The sequence below is a fragment of the Dehalococcoidales bacterium genome (assembly GCA_041656115.1).
Classification (GTDB): Bacteria; Chloroflexota; Dehalococcoidia; order Dehalococcoidales; family UBA5627; genus UBA5627.
In genome coordinates, this window is record JBBAED010000001.1 from 64,088 (window position 1) to 80,412 (window position 16,325).

The window sequence follows — 16,325 nt, forward strand, 5'->3', positions numbered from 1 at the left end:
GCTAACAAATCCTCGGCAAAGGTTCGCCTACCAACATATCGACAATTCGCGAAGTTCCGAACGGGGTTCTCATAGTTACCTTGGCATTATGTTTTTCAGTTACTTCGCCGATAATGGCGGCATTTTGCCCGTATTTATTTTTCTTTATTTGCGCGAGGACTTTTTCGGCATCCTCGGCTTCGACAACTACTACCACCTTGCCTTCATTGGCAATATACAATGGGTCAAGCCCCAGCATTTCACAGGCGGCGGCAACTTCACGCCTTACCGGTATTTTGTCTTCGTCTATTCTGATACTGACTCCCGATTGTTCGGCAATTTCATTTAACGTGCTTGAAAGACCGCCGCGGGTTGGGTCACGCATACAATTTATTTTGTTGCTGACTTGCATTATTTCGGCAATCAACTTATTAAGCGGCGCGCTGTCGCTTTCCAGTTTTGTTTCAAAACCGATACCTTCGCGCTTACTAAGTACCGCAATTCCGTGATCACCGATTGTTCCGCTTAAAATAATTTTGTTGCCGGGTTTGGCATTATGCCCGGAAATATCGATACCGTCCGCTATAACCCCAATGCCGGCCGTATTAATAAATATTTTATCGGCGTTGCCGCGGTTAACCACTTTGGTATCTCCGGTAACTATTTGCACCCCGGCTTCGTCGGCGGCTTCTTTAATCGAACTAATAATTTTATGCAAATCATCTTTGGAGAGGCCCTCTTCAATAATCAGTGCCAGGCTTAAATAGAGCGGTGTGGCGCCCATGACGGATAAATCATTTACGGTTCCGCAGACGGACAATTTACCGATATCACCGCCCGGAAAGAAAATCGGCTGTACTACGTGACTGTCAGTCGTAAAAGCGATTTTACCTTGAGCTTCGAAAACAGCCGAATCGTCCAGCCTGTTTAAAATAGGGTTCCCCAACAGCGATAAGATATTGTTGTTAACTATACTCTGCGACATACTTCCGCCGCTTCCGTGAGCCAAAAGTATTTTTTCAGTCATTACTTTCTCCGTAGTGATAATAGGCGGCACAGCTGCCCTCCGATGATACCATGCAAGGACCAATTGGGTTTAACGGATTGCAAATCTTGCGGAATAATTTACATTCGAGCGGGGATTTGGTGCCTCTTAAGACCTCACCGCAAATACATCCCTTTTGGACCTTGGTGGGGCCGGGGTCAAATTCAAATTTTTTCTCGGCATCAAAATCGGCAAATTCGGGTCTTAATTTCAAGCCGCTGTTCGGAACGTTGCCCATACCGCGCCACTCGGCGTCGGAGGGTTCAAAAACCTGTGCTAAGACATTCTGTGCGGTTAGGTTCCCGTCAAAGGTTACCCCGCGCTTGTAGGCGATTTCTACCTTTGCCTCTCCCTTTTCCGTTTGCCGCGCTAACATTTCGATACATTGTAAGATATCAAGCGCTTCAAATCCGGCGACAACACACGGAATACCGTATTCTTCGGCAATAAAATTCCAAGCGTTTGCACCGATAACGGCGCTGACATGCCCGGGGCAAATTAACCCTTGCAGATTGACCTCTCCGGAATCCAATAACGCCCTAATAACCGGCGGACAAACCTTTTGCAGGGAAAGAATATAATAATTTTTTAGCCCCTCTTGTCTTGCCTGTAAAATTGAGGCGGCGACGGTGGGGGCGGTTGTCTCAAATCCGACGGCAATAAAAATTACCGATTTTTGCGGATTGGAGCGGGCAATTTCCAATGCGTCCAGCGGCGAATAAACAACGCGAATATCACTGCCGCTGGCTTTAGCTTCTTGCAAGGTGGTGTGGCTTCCGGGGACCCTAATCATATCCCCGAATGAAGTTACGATGACATCGGGAATTTTTGCCAAGGCAATCGCTTTATCCAATTCGGAATTATCGGTAACACATACCGGACAACCCGGGCCGGATGTAAGTGTTAAGGCTTGGGGCAATAATTGCCTGAGTCCGTTACGCATTACGGAGACGGTATGGCTGCCGCAAAACTCCATATAACGCGCCTCTTTTACGGCATGTTGGTTAATACTTTGTATTAAGCCTGCAGCCATTTCCGGCTTGCTGTATGATTTGTTTTTTTCCATTACGAACTCTTTTCTTCCGGATCGGTAGCCTCTGCTAACTCCCTGAAAAGCTCAATGGTGGCTTCGGCCTCTTCTTTATCGACAATCGAAATAGCGTATCCGGCATGAATTAAAACATAATCACCGATTTGGGCCTCGGGTGTTAACATCAGGCTGGCCTTACGTGTTATTCCGTCGATATCTACTTCGGCATCGGTGCCGTCTATTGCGGTAATCAGAGAGGGGATTGCAACACACATATTGTATTCTCCTTATTTATTAAAATGAGCCGCTACCGCTTGTCCCAGAGCAATTCCTCCGTCGTTACAAGGAAGAATTCGATGGGTCAGAACGGTAAAGCCGTCCTTTTCGAGAATGTTAACCGCCAGCTCGCTAAGCAAACGGTTTTGAAAAACACCGCCGCTTAAGGCTATTGTTTTTATTTTTGTCTTTTCCGCAAGCAACTTACAGGTTTCGGCGATGATTCGCGCCATTGTTTGATGGAACCTGTCCGCAATAATCGGAACAGCTATATTATTGTTAACATCCCGGATAATATATTTTATCAGGTTTTGTAATCTTATTACAGAAACCCCGTTGTTGTCGTCAATTTCAAACGGGTAAGTTTCCTTCCCCGCGTCATTATCATTTTTTGTTGCCGCCATTTCCAAATCAATTGCTGCCTGGGCTTCATAGCAAGCCTCTCCGCAGATGCCGATAATTGCCGAAACAGCATCAAAGAGCCTTCCCGCGCTGGATGTCAGCGGACAGTTTAGTTTTAAATCGATTTGACGCTTTAAGGTGTTTAACTCCGTATCCGCAATCTGCCCTAAAATCGGCAGACTGCCAATATCGGTTTGTGCCTCCAGCAGGGTATAGATATAACCAAGCGCCATTCTGTAGGGCTTACGAATGGCGGCGGCGCCGCCCGGCATCGGAACATATTCAAAGTGTGCCAGTCTTTCAAACCCTTCATAGTCACTCAGTAAAAATTCGCCGCCCCATAAATTATCGTCGGCGCCGTAACCCGTGCCGTCAAACGCAACACCGATAACCGGCGTTTGGACATTGTTTTCAACCATACAGCTTACAATATGAGCGTGATGGTGCTGTACACCGACCGCTTTTAAATTGTTTTTAGCGGCGTATTCGAGTGCGTATTTGGTGGCGCGGTATTCCGGATGTAAATCATAAGCAATTATTTCGGGATTTATGCGAAAAAGGTGTTTGTATAAACCGATTGTATCTTCGTAATGATCCAATGTTTCGGCGTTATCCATATCACCGATATGCTGGCTTAAAAAGGCATATTTATCGCGGGTGACGCAAAAAGTATTTTTTTCCTCCGCTCCGCAAGCAAGAATTTGTTTAGCCTCAAACGGCAGTACCAAGGCTGAGGGGGCGTACCCTCTGGCACGCCTTACGGCATGCGCCTGCTTGTTTGCCACCAAATATACGCTGTCATCGTAACGGGAATAGATATCTCTGTTATGCAGTATAAAATAATCGGCAATGCCGTTTAACCTTGCCAGCGCCTCATTATTATCTTTGCAAATCGGCTCCTCGCTTAAGTTGCCGCTGGTCATTACCAACGGCTTGGCGACATAGCGCATAAGGATATGGTGGAGTGGGGTGGGGGGCAGCATTACCCCCAAATACAAATTATTTTCGGCGATGTTTAAAGCAATTTCACTGTTATCGTCACGCTTTTTTAACAACACAATCGGAGCCTCTGCCGATAAAAGCAGTTTCTTCTCCGCATCTTTTACCAAGCAATGCTTTTCGATTTCTTCCAAATCGGGCATCATTAGTGCAAAGGGTTTTCCCGGGCGTCTTTTGCGCAGGCGCAGTTTTGCAACGGTATCATAATTGGTTGCATCGCAAGCAAACTGAAATCCGCCCAATCCCTTAACGGCAAAAATATTACCCTCTAAAATCAGTTCCGCCGCCCTTTTTAAAATATTATCACAGTCGATTGCGATGCCTTTGCTGTCGGTAAGTTGGAGGTGTGGCCCGCAAACGGGGCAGGCATTAGGCTGCGCATGGAAACGACGGTTGAGCGGGTCATCGTATTCCGCTTGGCACCTGTCGCACATTTTAAAGGGCTGCATGGTGGTTAGCGGACGGTCGTAGGGGATATCTTTAATAATCGTAAACCTTGGCCCGCAGTTGGTGCAGTTGGTAAAAGGATAGAGGTATCTTCGATCCGAAGGGTCCAAAATTTCCGCCAGGCACTGATTACAAGTGGCAATATCGGCCGAAATCGGTTGGTAAGCCCCTTCCTCGGCTTTGCTTTCAATTATGCGGAACCCGGTATCATTGTTTACCGGAATGATTTCCGTACTTATTCCCTGTATGCGCGATACGGGCGGCGATTCATTTTTAAGGGCGTTCATAAAACTATCAACATTTGTTTGGCTGCCCTGAATTTCGATAGCGACATTCCCGGAGGTATTTTGTACCCAGCCGGATAGGCCGTATTTATGGGCAATACGATAGATAAACGGACGGAATCCAACACCTTGGACAATGCCGTTTACCTTAATATGCATACGTATTGATTTATTTTTCGAAAGATTACTCATAGCGGTTATCTTCATAATACATTAAAACGGTTGTTATAGCTAAAGCGGGTAAATAAAAGAGAGAAAGCTTTTCTAAAAAAGACAATGCCGACCGCAAAATAGCATAGCCGGCATTGACAATATGATCTATATTGGATGTAAGTTAATTCGTTTATTAAGCGAAAAGATATATCATAGCAGCTACGAAAATACCTAAAAGCCCGATGTTATAACCCCACGCCATAGCACTGACTCCGCCGCGTGGGTTGCTCCCGGTCCTACGTACACCAACAAAAAAGGTGATTACTGATATGAGCAGTATCGGTCCACCAATCATAAAAGCCAGTTCATACATAGTTAGTACTCCTTCTAATTATAATTCACACAGAGGTCTTTGATCATTGCTGCCGCTTTATCGACGGCCGGTTTTAATTCCGCTGAGAGCTCTGTGCCCCAGTTGATTGTCTGCGGACGGGTTACCACAAAAGTCACTTCCGGTTCTGTGTTACCCATCATCATCCACATATTTATTAACTCCAAGACTCCAACCTGATGGAAAGACACGATCGCTTTCCCCGGTTCTCTCGGCGGGTTTCCCGGTTCAAACACCTTCAGTTCTCCGGGGGGCAGTGGTATCATCATTATATCGACCACTATCAACCTATCAACGCCCTCTAAATCGTTTAAGAGGTTGAATCCGCCCACTCCGCCTTCCTCAAGGATTATATCCTCGGGCATTCCGATTTCTTTAAGGCGGCGGATAACATGGAGGCCAAACCCCTCGTCACCCATAACGATGTTGCCGATTCCCAGCACCAAAGTCTTTTTCCCCGCCTTAAAGTTATCAGTCATTTACTAAGTAATTCACCCTTTCTGTTCAGCAGATTTCACGGAATGAATCTGCTTGATATCTTCGGCATCGTTTGTGCGTGCCTGGCGAATATTAAGATAAAGGTGAATCATCAGTATAAAGACAAACACCCAGTTGATAATATAGTGCCAGATACGGGTATTAACAGCGCTGTCAAACCAAGCGATATTAAACCATACAAACGCATTCGGGAATAACATTGCGAGTCCCGAAAGAACTTGGAAAATAATAAATATGAACACTAAGAAGTAAGTTGCCATCTGTAAAGGATTATACTTCTTGGAAAGTGCGGGCTCTTTGCATAGGTGCAAGTAGTGCCCAACAACTTTAGGTAACAGTGCCAGGTCTTTAAAGGTCCATATAAAGGATTTCCAGTCTCTGTTTTTACCGATAAACATCATTATGAAACGAGTTAAACCGGCAACGGTCAATACGCCGGCGGCGAGGAAATGAACACCGCGTGCCAGCGACATCAGGAATCCCTGTCCGTCGATGAAGGGATAGTGGATGTAGAAGCCGGTTACAATTAAGATTAAAATTGACGACATTATCAAACCGTGTAACTTACTAAACAGCGGAGTGTGTCGTGCGCCCTGAGATTCTGTATTCGTCATTTTCACTACCCCCTAAACTACCTTAGTTACTCTGATGTTATTGCTTTCAGGATCGATAACGTGGACGGCACAAGCCATGCACGGGTCGAAAGAACGAATGATGCGAACGATATTAATCGGGTTGTTTACATCGGGTACGGGGCATCCGATAAGAGATGCTTCGTACGGCCCCTTAACCCCTCTTTCGTCACGAGGAGAACCGTTCCAAGTGCTGGGGACTACAATCTGGTAGTTCTTGTTGCGTCCGCCTTCAATTTTTACCCAATGGCCGAGCGCGCCTCTGGGGGCATCCCAGACACCGAACCCCTCTGCCTTGTCGGGAACCTTTTTATCGTTCATACCAACAATGGTTCCGGCGGTGGCAAGTTCGGTTAATCTGTCAAGCCATGCCGGAGCGGCTTCCGCAACATATTTGCTCTCAATAGCACGGCAGTAATGACGTCCGACTGCACCGGGTTGTGCACCGGATTCAACAAGAGCCATCATTTCGGGATATTTATTAACTAAACCCCTCGCCTGCGGGCCGACTTCCATCGGTTGACCTTTATAGCGCGGAGCCTTACAGAACGAATAAGCCCCTTCTTTGCGTGCGTCGAATGTGGTAACACCTTCGGTAGGATGCAGGCTATCAGGGCCGCCTCCCCAAGTATACTTAACCGATTCGGTTATCTTGTCGTAGTCAACGGTTTCAACAGGATTTAAAGCACCGCCGATAATTGCGCCACCTTTAAACATGTGGTTTCTGCCGCCGAACGGGCGATCGGCCGAGCTTAAGGAATCGGATTCGGGGAACATCGGGAAGCACAGATAGTTCTGTGTACCGCCGCCAAGCCCCATTGTAGCCAATGGGAGCAGAGGACCGGTTCCCACATATTCGACATCGGGGATATAAATATTCTTAACAAAATCAAGCTCTTCCATAAAGAGTCTCTTGAATTCTCTTAACTGATCCACTGACGGGGTTGCGGTGCATCCGCCGGGCATAATCGAGTTGGGGTGTGGTTGAATACCGGTGATAATGGAGCGCATTTTACTTGAACGAGCCTTAGCTTCAATAGCTTTGATGTAGTGTGATACCAAAGTAGTAACAATTTCGGGGTCGGTAACACAAAATTCATCCGGTTCGTAGCGCGGGGTAAACGGTGAAAGATCATTTTTGGATGCCAGATATCTGATTTTATCCCTGATTGCCAACAATCCTTCGTCGTTTCCGGCGTAATCGGCGACTGCCATAATATCAAGATAGTCAAGAGCTGACAGTACATAGAAATGAATGTAATGGTCGGTAATATATTGTGCTGACATGTAAAGGTTACGCAAAAGCCTGCCGGCTTCCGGAACATCTACATCAAAAGCATGGTCAAGACAATAAGCCGATGAAATGGCGTGAACACCTTCGCAAACACCGCAAATACGGCTGGTTATGTAGGGCGCATCGCGCGGATCCTTATCTTCCAAGAGTATCTCGACGCCACGCGCCATAGTGAGCGAAGACCACGCATCGGTAACAATTCCGTTTTCGACCTCAACCTCTATTTTGAGATGACCCTCAATACGAGTAATGGGGTCGATAATAATTCGTTGTGCCATTTAACTCTCATCCCCCTTCAGTTTAGTTATGATGGTATCTATACCGATACCGGCGGCGGCGATAGCGGCCACTGTGGCAAATACCGTATCGATATCCGCTTTTCCTACTCCGGGCAGAGTTACGTCGAATTGCCTATCGTAAAGCGGGCTGAATCTCTCATAGAAATCAGGCTCGCTACAACCGACACAAGGGGCGTTGGCTCCAATACAGTAATTTGTTTGCCCGTTCCATTTGCGTTTCCAACAATCCTGACGGGTCCAAGGTCCTTTGCATCCCTTGAGATAGAGACAATAGCCGTTCTGGCTCGGATCGCCAAAATCGGTTACAAAATGGCCGGCTTCAAACTGCCCGCGGCGTTCACAGTTGTCGTGCTGTAATTCACCGTAGAATGCAATGGGGCGTTCAAAGTTATCCAGCGGAGGGATAGTGCCGAATGTGAGGTAATGTACGATTACGGCTACGAGTCTTTCGGGGTGCATGGGGCAGCAAGGTAAGTTGATAACCGGTTTGTTGCCGGTAACATCATCAAATTCGTGATGTTTCTTTCTGTTGCGGTAGAGATATCCGACCGCATCAGTCGGGCCTGCCGAGTTGAGTCCGCCAAAGGTGGCACAAGCGCCGATCGGAATAACCGCTGCGGCTTTTGAGGCGCACTCTCTGACGATGTCTTTGAAGGTTCTGCCGCCGACTTGGCAGTACAATCCGTCTTCGGCCAGAGGAATTGAACCTTCAATAACCAGCAGGTAGCCTCCTTCTTTAATGGCATCGTTGAGTGCCTGTTCGGCATGATGTCCCGAAGCTGCCATGATGGTTTCGTGGTAGCGGAGTGAAATCGTATCCAGTATAAGCGATGCTGCGGTGGGCTCGATACTGTTTACGAACGATTCGCTACACCCGGTACATTCTTGCCCGTGAAGCCAGACCACTGAGGGTTTTTTGGTTCCGTCTTCAAGAGCTTTGACTACCCTGGGGGATAGCGCTTGGCTAAGCCCTAGGAGAGCCAGTGAGGCCGTGGCGACCTGTAGAAATTCTCGCCTCGTTGGTTTGGGTCTCAGAAGTGTATCCATTCTTACTCCTTTACGTGGAATTTATTGATTACTGCTTAGTAAAAATATACAACTCTTAACAATTTGAAAAACAAACCATTGGTTTGTTTTTCGTCTATCGAGCCTGTTTTTCCGTTGCTATCGGAAGTCCGCTTTCTAAGGCGTAAAACTTAGGCTCTTTCTATCTGTAAAACCTTTACCTTAAAGGTCACATTATGATAATTTTCTATCTGCAATTAACGGGCCCAAGGCAGAGAAAGTTTATTATATTGTAAAACTCCTGTCAATTTAGCACAAATATAAATAGATGTCAATATACAACCTACACCTTTGTAGTCCTTTTTATACAAGGCATATCCGCTGTTTGAGGCGCTCAAAAGATTCGCCTCTTTTATCGGTTTTGTGTTCGCGGAACCGGGTCTTTTTGGCTTTGGTGAAGGGGAAAATCCTGGCAATACCCAGAGGATGCTGTGAGGTAAGTATTTAATCATTTGCCTGCGGCGGGAGTAAATTGGGGATTCCGTTTGCGATGGGATAGTTTATATCGCAATCAGCGCAAAATAAAAAACCGATGGTAACCTCTTTTTCGGTTTGTTCTTCAGGCGAAAGTTTTAGCTTGTTTTTGCATAGCGGGCAGACAATAATATTTAATAGTTCCGGATTCATACCGAAATTATATCCGCTTGGGCCGATAAAAACAAGAAATTTTTAAAGCGTTGGCTCTATCCCGCGCAATCGCAAGGCGGTTATTTCTGGTTTTCCGGCAGTTTGTGCCAAATGTTTCCGATATCAAACCAATTGCCGTCCAAAATGTAGCCTTTAACGGAATCCTCTTTAATCAGATAACTTATAAAATTACCGAGGTTATCCCTTTTGACGCTATCGCAATAAGCACTAAGAAGCGGAATAATTCTTGCCGGAAAGATATAGCAGGCGGTTGAAACCAGCCCTGACTCGGGGTTTAGGGGTTTTTCGATTAGTTCGGTAACTTTTGTTCCGTCCATTTTGATAACACCGAATTGGCGCGCTTCGTTTGGGTTACCGATATCAGAAACGGCTATTAAGGTATTTGCGGTATCAAAGGCTGTTAAAAACCCGGTAAGCCCGCCGGTGAAATAATTATCCCCGGCAATAACCAATATGTCATCATTAATATCGTTTCCTTTAATCCAAAAGTCGAGCGAGCCGACGGCACCCAGCATTTGTTCTTCGTTATCAACCGGCTCAATCCATAACTCAACGTGTCTTTCCAGCTCTTTTTGCCACTGCTGAAATTGCGGGGCGAATTTACGGTTTACCGTAACGGATATCTCTATTTCATCGGGGATTTTTTCGATAATATGGCTGATAACGGGTTTGCCTTGATAGGGAAGTAAACCTTTGGCGATTTTTTGAGTCAGCGGATATAACCTGGTGCCGAATCCGCTGGCAAGAATTAAACATTTCATTTTTTAGGCCTTATTCTCTGCCAATTTAGTAAATTACGCTTATTTTAACAAATGTTCTACTATTTTTATACCTATCAAAAACAATTGTTTAGCTGTTTGGGTGACTTCCCTAAATGGCTTTGATTTTTGGGTCTTCCAATAACAATCAATATAAAAACAATTATCAACAGCGTATTGCGGCGTGCCATTAATAGTACTGGAAGGCTTTCAAAGTACTCGAACTCGATGTAGTTAAAGGGGAAAATATATATTGTGAAGATTCCGGCTACTACAAGCATTGTTATTATTAGATTTTGATAGCGGATATTTAGAAGCGGTATTAAGGGGCAGAACCAAGCCATATACTGGGCGGAAAACACCTTGTTGAAGAGAAGAAAAGCCAGTACAGCAATCGTGACATAACGAATAAGCAGGCTAATCTCGTATATCTGTCGCTTGTCTTTGTTTAATTTAATAGGTTGTTTACGGAGTTGGTAAATAAACAAAGCGTATACTGCTATTAATACAGAGCCCATAATGTAGAAGGAGGCATTTGCTAAATTATCCGATAAAGCGGATGTAATATTAAATGATCCGAAGTTAAAGTCATAGCGGACACTTGTCCAACCAAAGTGTTGTCCCAGAATAACAAAAGAGCCGTAAGTACTTTCGGCGTGCAGACCCCTGTCTAAATGGTATAAAAAAAGAGAGCTCAGAGAACCAGCATCAACAATCAGCCATGGGATAAATGTCAGTAAAGCCACCCCCGCAAAAACGGCGGCACCCTTAAAAAGTTGGGCATACTGTTTTTTCATTAACAGCCAAACAGCAAAAATCGGGGCGACAACAATCGGGAAAATTTTAGCGACCACCCCCAATGCCAACACCCCCCAAGCAGTCTTGTTTTTCCCTGCTATAAAAGCGGCAACGGCAGCCAAAACCATAACGGCAGGCGCCAAATCATAGCGTTGGATTACTATCGGGCCTGCGGCAACGGCAATTAAAAGGGTATATGAAAAAAGGGCTCTGACTTTTGACAGATTGATTCTTTGGGCTATGAAAATAATTAGAAAGATTGCCAGTAAATCGAAAAGGAGCATTTCGGTCGTAAAGGCAACATAGTATGACGGCAGTGTGCGGAAAAATAGACCGGGGATTACAAAAAGGAGCAGCGCCACCGGTGGGTATTCACAATCGAAATCAACATACGGCATGTTGCCGCTCATTATTTGAAGCGCAATGTTTTTTTCGATGGCTCCGGGGGTGGGGGCGTAATAATCGTCAAAAAAGTAGGACCAATACAGAAAAACACCTAAAAAAAGTACAATATGAACAACGACCCAGAAAGGTGTTTTTTGAGGGAGTTTGCTTAGTTCGCCGTATATTTTTTTGTAAGTATCACAGATTCTCGGCATAAAAGCACCACCGGCCGGATATTGTAATTCTTTGCCTTACCGTATTGTAACACATGTAACGGGGCATTGTATTAAGTATAACGAAGCAATTTTTAAAAAGTTAGTAATATTTTGCATATATTATGCAAATGCTCGCATAACGCAGTTTAAAATGGCGGTTCCAAAACAATAATTCCGATACCAAAAAATATAATATCAAGGATAAATACAATGATTCCCAGGGCTATTCCCAAGATTGATAAAACTTTATTGATATGCCCTCGATTCTTTTTTATGCCGATGGCTCCGATTATTGAACCAAAAACAGGGATGCTGAAGGTGCCCAGCAGGTTCATTGTTGTCCATTGGATTGCAAATAAACCGCACAGCATTCCCAAAATTGCAAATATGATGGATATTATTCCCGAGATTTTGATTAATACTGTATTTTGCAGTAAGAAAGAAATAATAATAGCAATGCCGAGCAAGTGCATAACATAAGCTAACGGTGTAAAGATATTGTTATCAGGTATTACCGATGGGGTGAATGCATTATCGACATATCCTTCGGTTAAATTAACGTAACATGAGTAAAATCTGTCTTCAAGTTCAAACCTGACATTCCCCATAAAGTACAGTTTCCCTTCCTTGTAAAGGGTGCCGTCCGCGCTTGTTGCATCGATTAGGCCATATCCCCAATGTATTCCAAATTTAACAGGGTGTGCTCCCTGTTCTATAAAGTTTTGGATACCGGAGTCGGTAGCGGCGATGTCGATAATTGCTTGTTTTGTATGGTCATCAAGTTCTATTTCGTATAAACGGACAACTTCCTCCGTTTCTATATTTACTTCCGATATCAATATGTAATCGTCATCGCCAACCAAAACCACAAACATATGCCCCCGGTCGTCTGCTTTGCCGATTGCATATTTGCTAACGGTTGTAATTTCTTTTTCATTAATTATATTTTGTACGGCGGGGGCATTTAGGGAAATATCAGCCGCTAACGCTTTGTAGTCCTGTTGTAGGAATGTCGGTACGGTAAATAAAAGCCCAAGGCTTAATAATAATGATAAGCCGATAATAGTTGTTGCTCTCAATGTCAGCCGTATATTTTTGGTGGGAAATATGCTATCAATTAATTTTCTGATTGTGTCAGCGATGCCTTGTTTGGATTTTTTGTTTTCCTCTCTTATTATCCGCTGTTGTAGCGCGCTCCACGAATTTGAGGGCGGATTATTTTCATTTGTTATGGCTATCGAGGTATTGTGAAGCTTCAAGATAAATTCGGACGCTAAAGTCATTTCATTAGAACAACTTTGGCAAGCGGATAGATGTTCTGTAATCTCCGCTCGCTCTTTGTCATCCACTTCACCGTCTATAAAGGCCGGAATCAGCTTTTTAACATCGTTACATTTCATTACGGCGGCCCCTTGTTTGCATTTGCTTGCGTAAAAATTTTGATGCGGTATAAATCCGCGACTTTACCGTTCCTAAGGGAATTTCCAGTATTTCAGCGATTTCATGATAGGAAAGGTCATTAAAATATCTTAAAACCAATACATGTTTATGCTTATTAGCCATCTTGCTTAGCTCTTTTACTAATTTCTCGTATTCCATTTTATTAATTAAAGCCTCTTCAAGAGGGTTATTTGTTACAGAGTCGGCAAAAGAGAGCAAGTTTTCATCCAGCGGCAACGAATCGAGTCGTTTTTTACGATAATTGCTTATACATTGATTCAGGGTTATTCGGTATAGCCATGTAACAAATTTTCCTTTTTGCGGGTTAAAATCGTTTCGAGAACGCCAAACTTTAATAAATACCTCTTGCAGAACGTCTTCTGCTTCCGCTTTATTTCCGGTAATAAGGACAGCGTTCTTAAACACCATTCCTTTAAACTCAAGGAAAAGCGCTTCAAATGCCTTTATATCTCCTGTCTGCCACTTCTCGACGGCTTTTTTCATACCTTACTTAATATCTTTGCCTAAATCGTTGAACTTTCAATATAATAACCCAATGTTATTTGAATAAGCTATTCCCCTGTGCTGATATTATATCCCCCATTTTGGTCTACGGTTATATCAATCCAAGGTTTTGTAATGGATATAACCCGTCCGCCCAGCGATAAGCAAAATTCACTCCGGTTCACACTTTTGAAGAAAATGTTTCCGACACCGCCTGATTCGCTTTCGCTTAAAGCATCGTGTTGGTACCCCCAATAGGTATTACCCCAAGAATGACGGTCATATATTTCCGTTATTATGACGTTATCGTAACCCCATTCTAATTGCATACAATATTCAAATAATGTTCCGCCTAAGGGTCCTTTATATGTTGTCATTTGGTATACGGTTTTTTGCCCCCGCGCTTTACTTACGGTTGTAATACTTTCGCATTTAACAGGTGTTAGCATTTCAATTAAGGCTTCTTGTTTTTCCGTTGTCAGCCCCGTAAAAAAGTTGTCGACATCATCGGCTTTTGTAAACTCATTCCAAAGCGCCTGATTAAATGCACGGGTTCCATCCTCGACATATTTATTCTCCGATGAAGCTGAAAAAACGTTGCCGCCAATCATCAATGTTCCGCTAATAACAAGAATAAGAACTAAAATTATACTAAACCCTTTTTTCATAAAACCCTCCTTTACCGGGGATCATTTATTGGTTTTTATAAACTGTTCTCCTTCTACCAATACTATACGCAGACTGCGTCAATAAAGTTCATTTCCGATTTATAAATAAATCTGATTTTTATTCAAAAATTTACAATTTTAAAACGCTTTTTACGTACTGTTTGAATTTGACCGACGTTAAGTAAAATTGTTATAATTAAACCTGAATTTTTCCCAAAATCCCCCCCTCCGGAGCTATTTTACATGTTAGCAGAACTGAAAACCGCAACCCTGGAAGCCCTCGGGTCTATTCTCCCGTTAGTTGCCGTCATTTCAATCCTGCAATTTACCGTTTTACATATTCCCACCAATCTTTTCATTAATTTCCTTATCGGTGCCGCAATGGCTATTGTGGGGGTGACCCTCTTTTTGGCCGGTGTCAGGATGGGTATCTTGCCGATGGGCAGGGATGTCGGTGCCGAATTGCCGCAGCATCAATCAGTGATATTGGTTGTTATCGTCGCTATAGTTTTCGGGTTTGTGGTTACTGTTACCGAACCGGGCGTAACGGTTTTAAGCACGATGTTTACCGATTTGGGCGGAGGCGGCGGGTCTGCAATGGTGATTGTTATCGCAGCCGGTATGGCGGTTCTTTTTACTGCGGCTTTAATACGCATTATTTTTGGAACTTCAATCAGAATTCTGATGGTTGCGGCTTACGGGATTGCCGTGGTTTTAGCACTCTTTGCTCCTCCGGAATTTGTCGGGGTAGCTTTTGACGCCGGGTCGGCGGCCGCCGGTTCTTTTACCGTTCCCATGTTTTTGGCTTTGGGGTTAGGTTTTGTTTCGGTTATGGCACGTAGGTCGCCGCTATCGGATGGTTTCGGGCTTGTTGGGCTTGCCTGTGCCGGTCCGATAATCGGTGTTTTATTATTGGGGGTGCTCCTTTGATTCCGGCCCCCTTTAGCGGACTTTTAAGTGTCTTCGGCAATGTCGCTCTGCCCGTGCTTTTGCTTGTGGCGTTCTTTTTGGTATTTCAATTTGTATTCCTGAAAAGACCGCTAAGACAAGTATTCCTCCTTTTACGCGGTGTATTAATCGCATATATCGGATTGGTTCTTTTCTTACAAGGAATAGATGTCGCCTTTATGCCGATGGGTGGTATAATCGGAGAGACATTAGGCGGTTTTGCGAGCCCATGGGCTTTGATTGCGGTTGGTTTTGTACTTGGCTTTTTGGTGACGTTTGCCGAGCCTCAAGTGCGAATTTTATCCCAGCAGATTGAAAAGGCCTCAAGTGGTTTTGTAAGGGCGCCTCTGATATTGTATACGCTATGTATCGGTGTCGGGCTTTTTGCGGGGCTGGCAATGGCGAGGACCCTTTTCGGGGTTCCTTTACTGTATATTTTAATACCGGGATATATGATTGCATTTTTACTGCTCATATTCTCCGATAAAAACTTTGTGGCAATTGCCTTTGATTCGGGAAGTGTTGCAACCGGCCCGTTAACCGTTGCATTAATTGTTTCAATCGCTACGGGGGCGGCTGCGGTAACCGAAGGGAGCAGCGTCCTGGTTGACGGATTCGGAACTATTGGTATAATTACTCTGGCGCCGATTATTTCGATACAACTGTTAAGCTTGCTTTATCGTATGAAACCGCCGCAAGGAGAAAAAAATGGGTGAAGTATCAAAAAGTTTAATCATAACTGTACTTAAAAAGGGTCTTGGAGACGATGCAGTCGATGCTTCAATGAGAGCCGGGGCCGAAGGGGCGACCGTAATGTACGGGCGCGGTGTCGGGGTGCATGAGAAAAAGAAAATTATGGGGATTGCTTTAGAGCCGGAAAAAGAGATCGTTTTTTCGGTGGTTGATTCCGAAAAAGTTTGCTGCGTAATGAAAGAAATTATTGCCTCTACCGATCTTGAAAAACCGGGTGTGGGGATTTCTTTTTCGGTGTCGATTGATAAGGTTTGCGGGATTGCGCATATACTGCCTGAGGCCGACGAGGTTGAAGCGGAAATTGAGAACGAAGCAAAACCCCTGCCGGAAACGGAAATTGTAAGAAAAGATGCTGACAATCCGCCTCCGCCCGTGTCGCAACAAGAAGAAAACCCTTAATCAATCCTGTTCTTCT

The 16,325-nt window shown here is 44.4% G+C and carries 18 protein-coding genes; 3 read left to right on the forward strand and 15 right to left on the reverse strand.

What is annotated here, in order from left to right:
* Position 1 precedes the first annotated feature (1 nt).
* The 15 genes from hypE to WC958_00360 all read right to left on the reverse strand — a co-directional run bounded on the left by hypE (position 2) and on the right by WC958_00360 (position 14,209).
* Entirely contained in the window at positions 2-1,006 is a 1,005-nt protein-coding gene (hypE, locus tag WC958_00290) for a hydrogenase expression/formation protein HypE (GenBank protein MFA5628693.1), read from the reverse strand.
* Positions 999-2,090 (reverse strand): hydrogenase formation protein HypD, encoded by a 1,092-nt coding sequence (gene hypD, locus WC958_00295; protein ID MFA5628694.1) that lies wholly within the window; start codon positions 2,088-2,090, stop codon positions 999-1,001. Before hypD ends, hypE begins: the two co-directional genes overlap by 8 nt.
* Positions 2,090-2,329 carry a HypC/HybG/HupF family hydrogenase formation chaperone gene (locus WC958_00300; protein MFA5628695.1) on the reverse strand — a complete coding sequence of 80 codons (240 nt, stop codon included), beginning with the start codon at positions 2,327-2,329 and terminating at the stop codon, positions 2,090-2,092. Before WC958_00300 ends, hypD begins: the two co-directional genes overlap by 1 nt.
* Positions 2,330-2,341: 12 nt before the next feature.
* On the reverse strand, positions 2,342-4,654 hold the full coding sequence (gene hypF, locus WC958_00305; protein MFA5628696.1) for a carbamoyltransferase HypF: 2,313 nt from the start codon (positions 4,652-4,654) through the stop codon (positions 2,342-2,344).
* A 154-nt stretch (positions 4,655-4,808) separates the two neighbouring features.
* Complete coding sequence (locus WC958_00310; GenBank protein MFA5628697.1) at positions 4,809-4,988, reverse strand: hypothetical protein; 180 nt, start codon at positions 4,986-4,988, stop codon at positions 4,809-4,811.
* A 14-nt stretch (positions 4,989-5,002) separates the two neighbouring features.
* A complete protein-coding gene (locus tag WC958_00315) occupies positions 5,003-5,485 on the reverse strand; it encodes a hydrogenase maturation protease (GenBank protein ID MFA5628698.1) in 483 nt (160 codons plus the stop codon).
* A 12-nt stretch (positions 5,486-5,497) separates the two neighbouring features.
* Positions 5,498-6,118, reverse strand: a complete 621-nt coding sequence (locus WC958_00320) for a cytochrome b/b6 domain-containing protein (protein ID MFA5628699.1) — start codon at positions 6,116-6,118, stop codon at positions 5,498-5,500.
* A 12-nt stretch (positions 6,119-6,130) separates the two neighbouring features.
* The gene (locus WC958_00325) at positions 6,131-7,708 is read right to left on the reverse strand and encodes a nickel-dependent hydrogenase large subunit (protein ID MFA5628700.1); all 1,578 of its coding nucleotides are present in this window, start codon (positions 7,706-7,708) and stop codon (positions 6,131-6,133) included.
* Positions 7,709-8,776, reverse strand: coding sequence for a hydrogenase small subunit (locus WC958_00330; GenBank protein MFA5628701.1), 1,068 nt, complete (start codon positions 8,774-8,776; stop codon positions 7,709-7,711).
* 462 nt (positions 8,777-9,238) lie between these two features.
* Positions 9,239-9,421, reverse strand: coding sequence for a methytransferase partner Trm112 (locus tag WC958_00335; GenBank protein ID MFA5628702.1), 183 nt, complete (start codon positions 9,419-9,421; stop codon positions 9,239-9,241).
* Positions 9,422-9,501: 80 nt separating this feature from the next.
* Entirely contained in the window at positions 9,502-10,203 is a 702-nt protein-coding gene (locus WC958_00340; protein ID MFA5628703.1) for a nucleotidyltransferase family protein, read from the reverse strand.
* A gap of 74 nt (positions 10,204-10,277) precedes the next feature.
* On the reverse strand, positions 10,278-11,597 hold the full coding sequence (locus WC958_00345; protein MFA5628704.1) for a glycosyltransferase family 87 protein: 1,320 nt from the start codon (positions 11,595-11,597) through the stop codon (positions 10,278-10,280).
* A gap of 146 nt (positions 11,598-11,743) precedes the next feature.
* Entirely contained in the window at positions 11,744-12,997 is a 1,254-nt protein-coding gene (locus WC958_00350) for a zf-HC2 domain-containing protein (GenBank protein MFA5628705.1), read from the reverse strand.
* Positions 12,987-13,541 carry an RNA polymerase sigma factor gene (locus WC958_00355; protein MFA5628706.1) on the reverse strand — a complete coding sequence of 185 codons (555 nt, stop codon included), beginning with the start codon at positions 13,539-13,541 and terminating at the stop codon, positions 12,987-12,989. The genes WC958_00350 and WC958_00355 overlap by 11 nt, the downstream gene beginning before the upstream one ends.
* 68 nt (positions 13,542-13,609) lie before the next feature.
* Positions 13,610-14,209: a hypothetical protein gene (locus tag WC958_00360; GenBank protein MFA5628707.1), complete on the reverse strand. Its 600-nt coding sequence runs from the start codon at positions 14,207-14,209 to the stop codon at positions 13,610-13,612.
* A gap of 243 nt (positions 14,210-14,452) precedes the next feature.
* On the opposite strand from WC958_00360, the gene WC958_00365 reads away from it, so the two are divergent.
* The 3 genes from WC958_00365 to WC958_00375 are packed head-to-tail and all read left to right on the forward strand — an operon-like array spanning position 14,453 to position 16,309.
* Positions 14,453-15,139: a DUF1538 domain-containing protein gene (locus WC958_00365; protein MFA5628708.1), complete on the forward strand. Its 687-nt coding sequence runs from the start codon at positions 14,453-14,455 to the stop codon at positions 15,137-15,139.
* Entirely contained in the window at positions 15,136-15,873 is a 738-nt protein-coding gene (locus WC958_00370; GenBank protein MFA5628709.1) for a DUF1538 domain-containing protein, read from the forward strand. Before WC958_00365 ends, WC958_00370 begins: the two co-directional genes overlap by 4 nt.
* Positions 15,866-16,309: a hypothetical protein gene (locus WC958_00375; protein MFA5628710.1), complete on the forward strand. Its 444-nt coding sequence runs from the start codon at positions 15,866-15,868 to the stop codon at positions 16,307-16,309. The genes WC958_00370 and WC958_00375 overlap by 8 nt, the downstream gene beginning before the upstream one ends.
* The last annotated feature ends 16 nt before the right edge of the window (positions 16,310-16,325 follow it).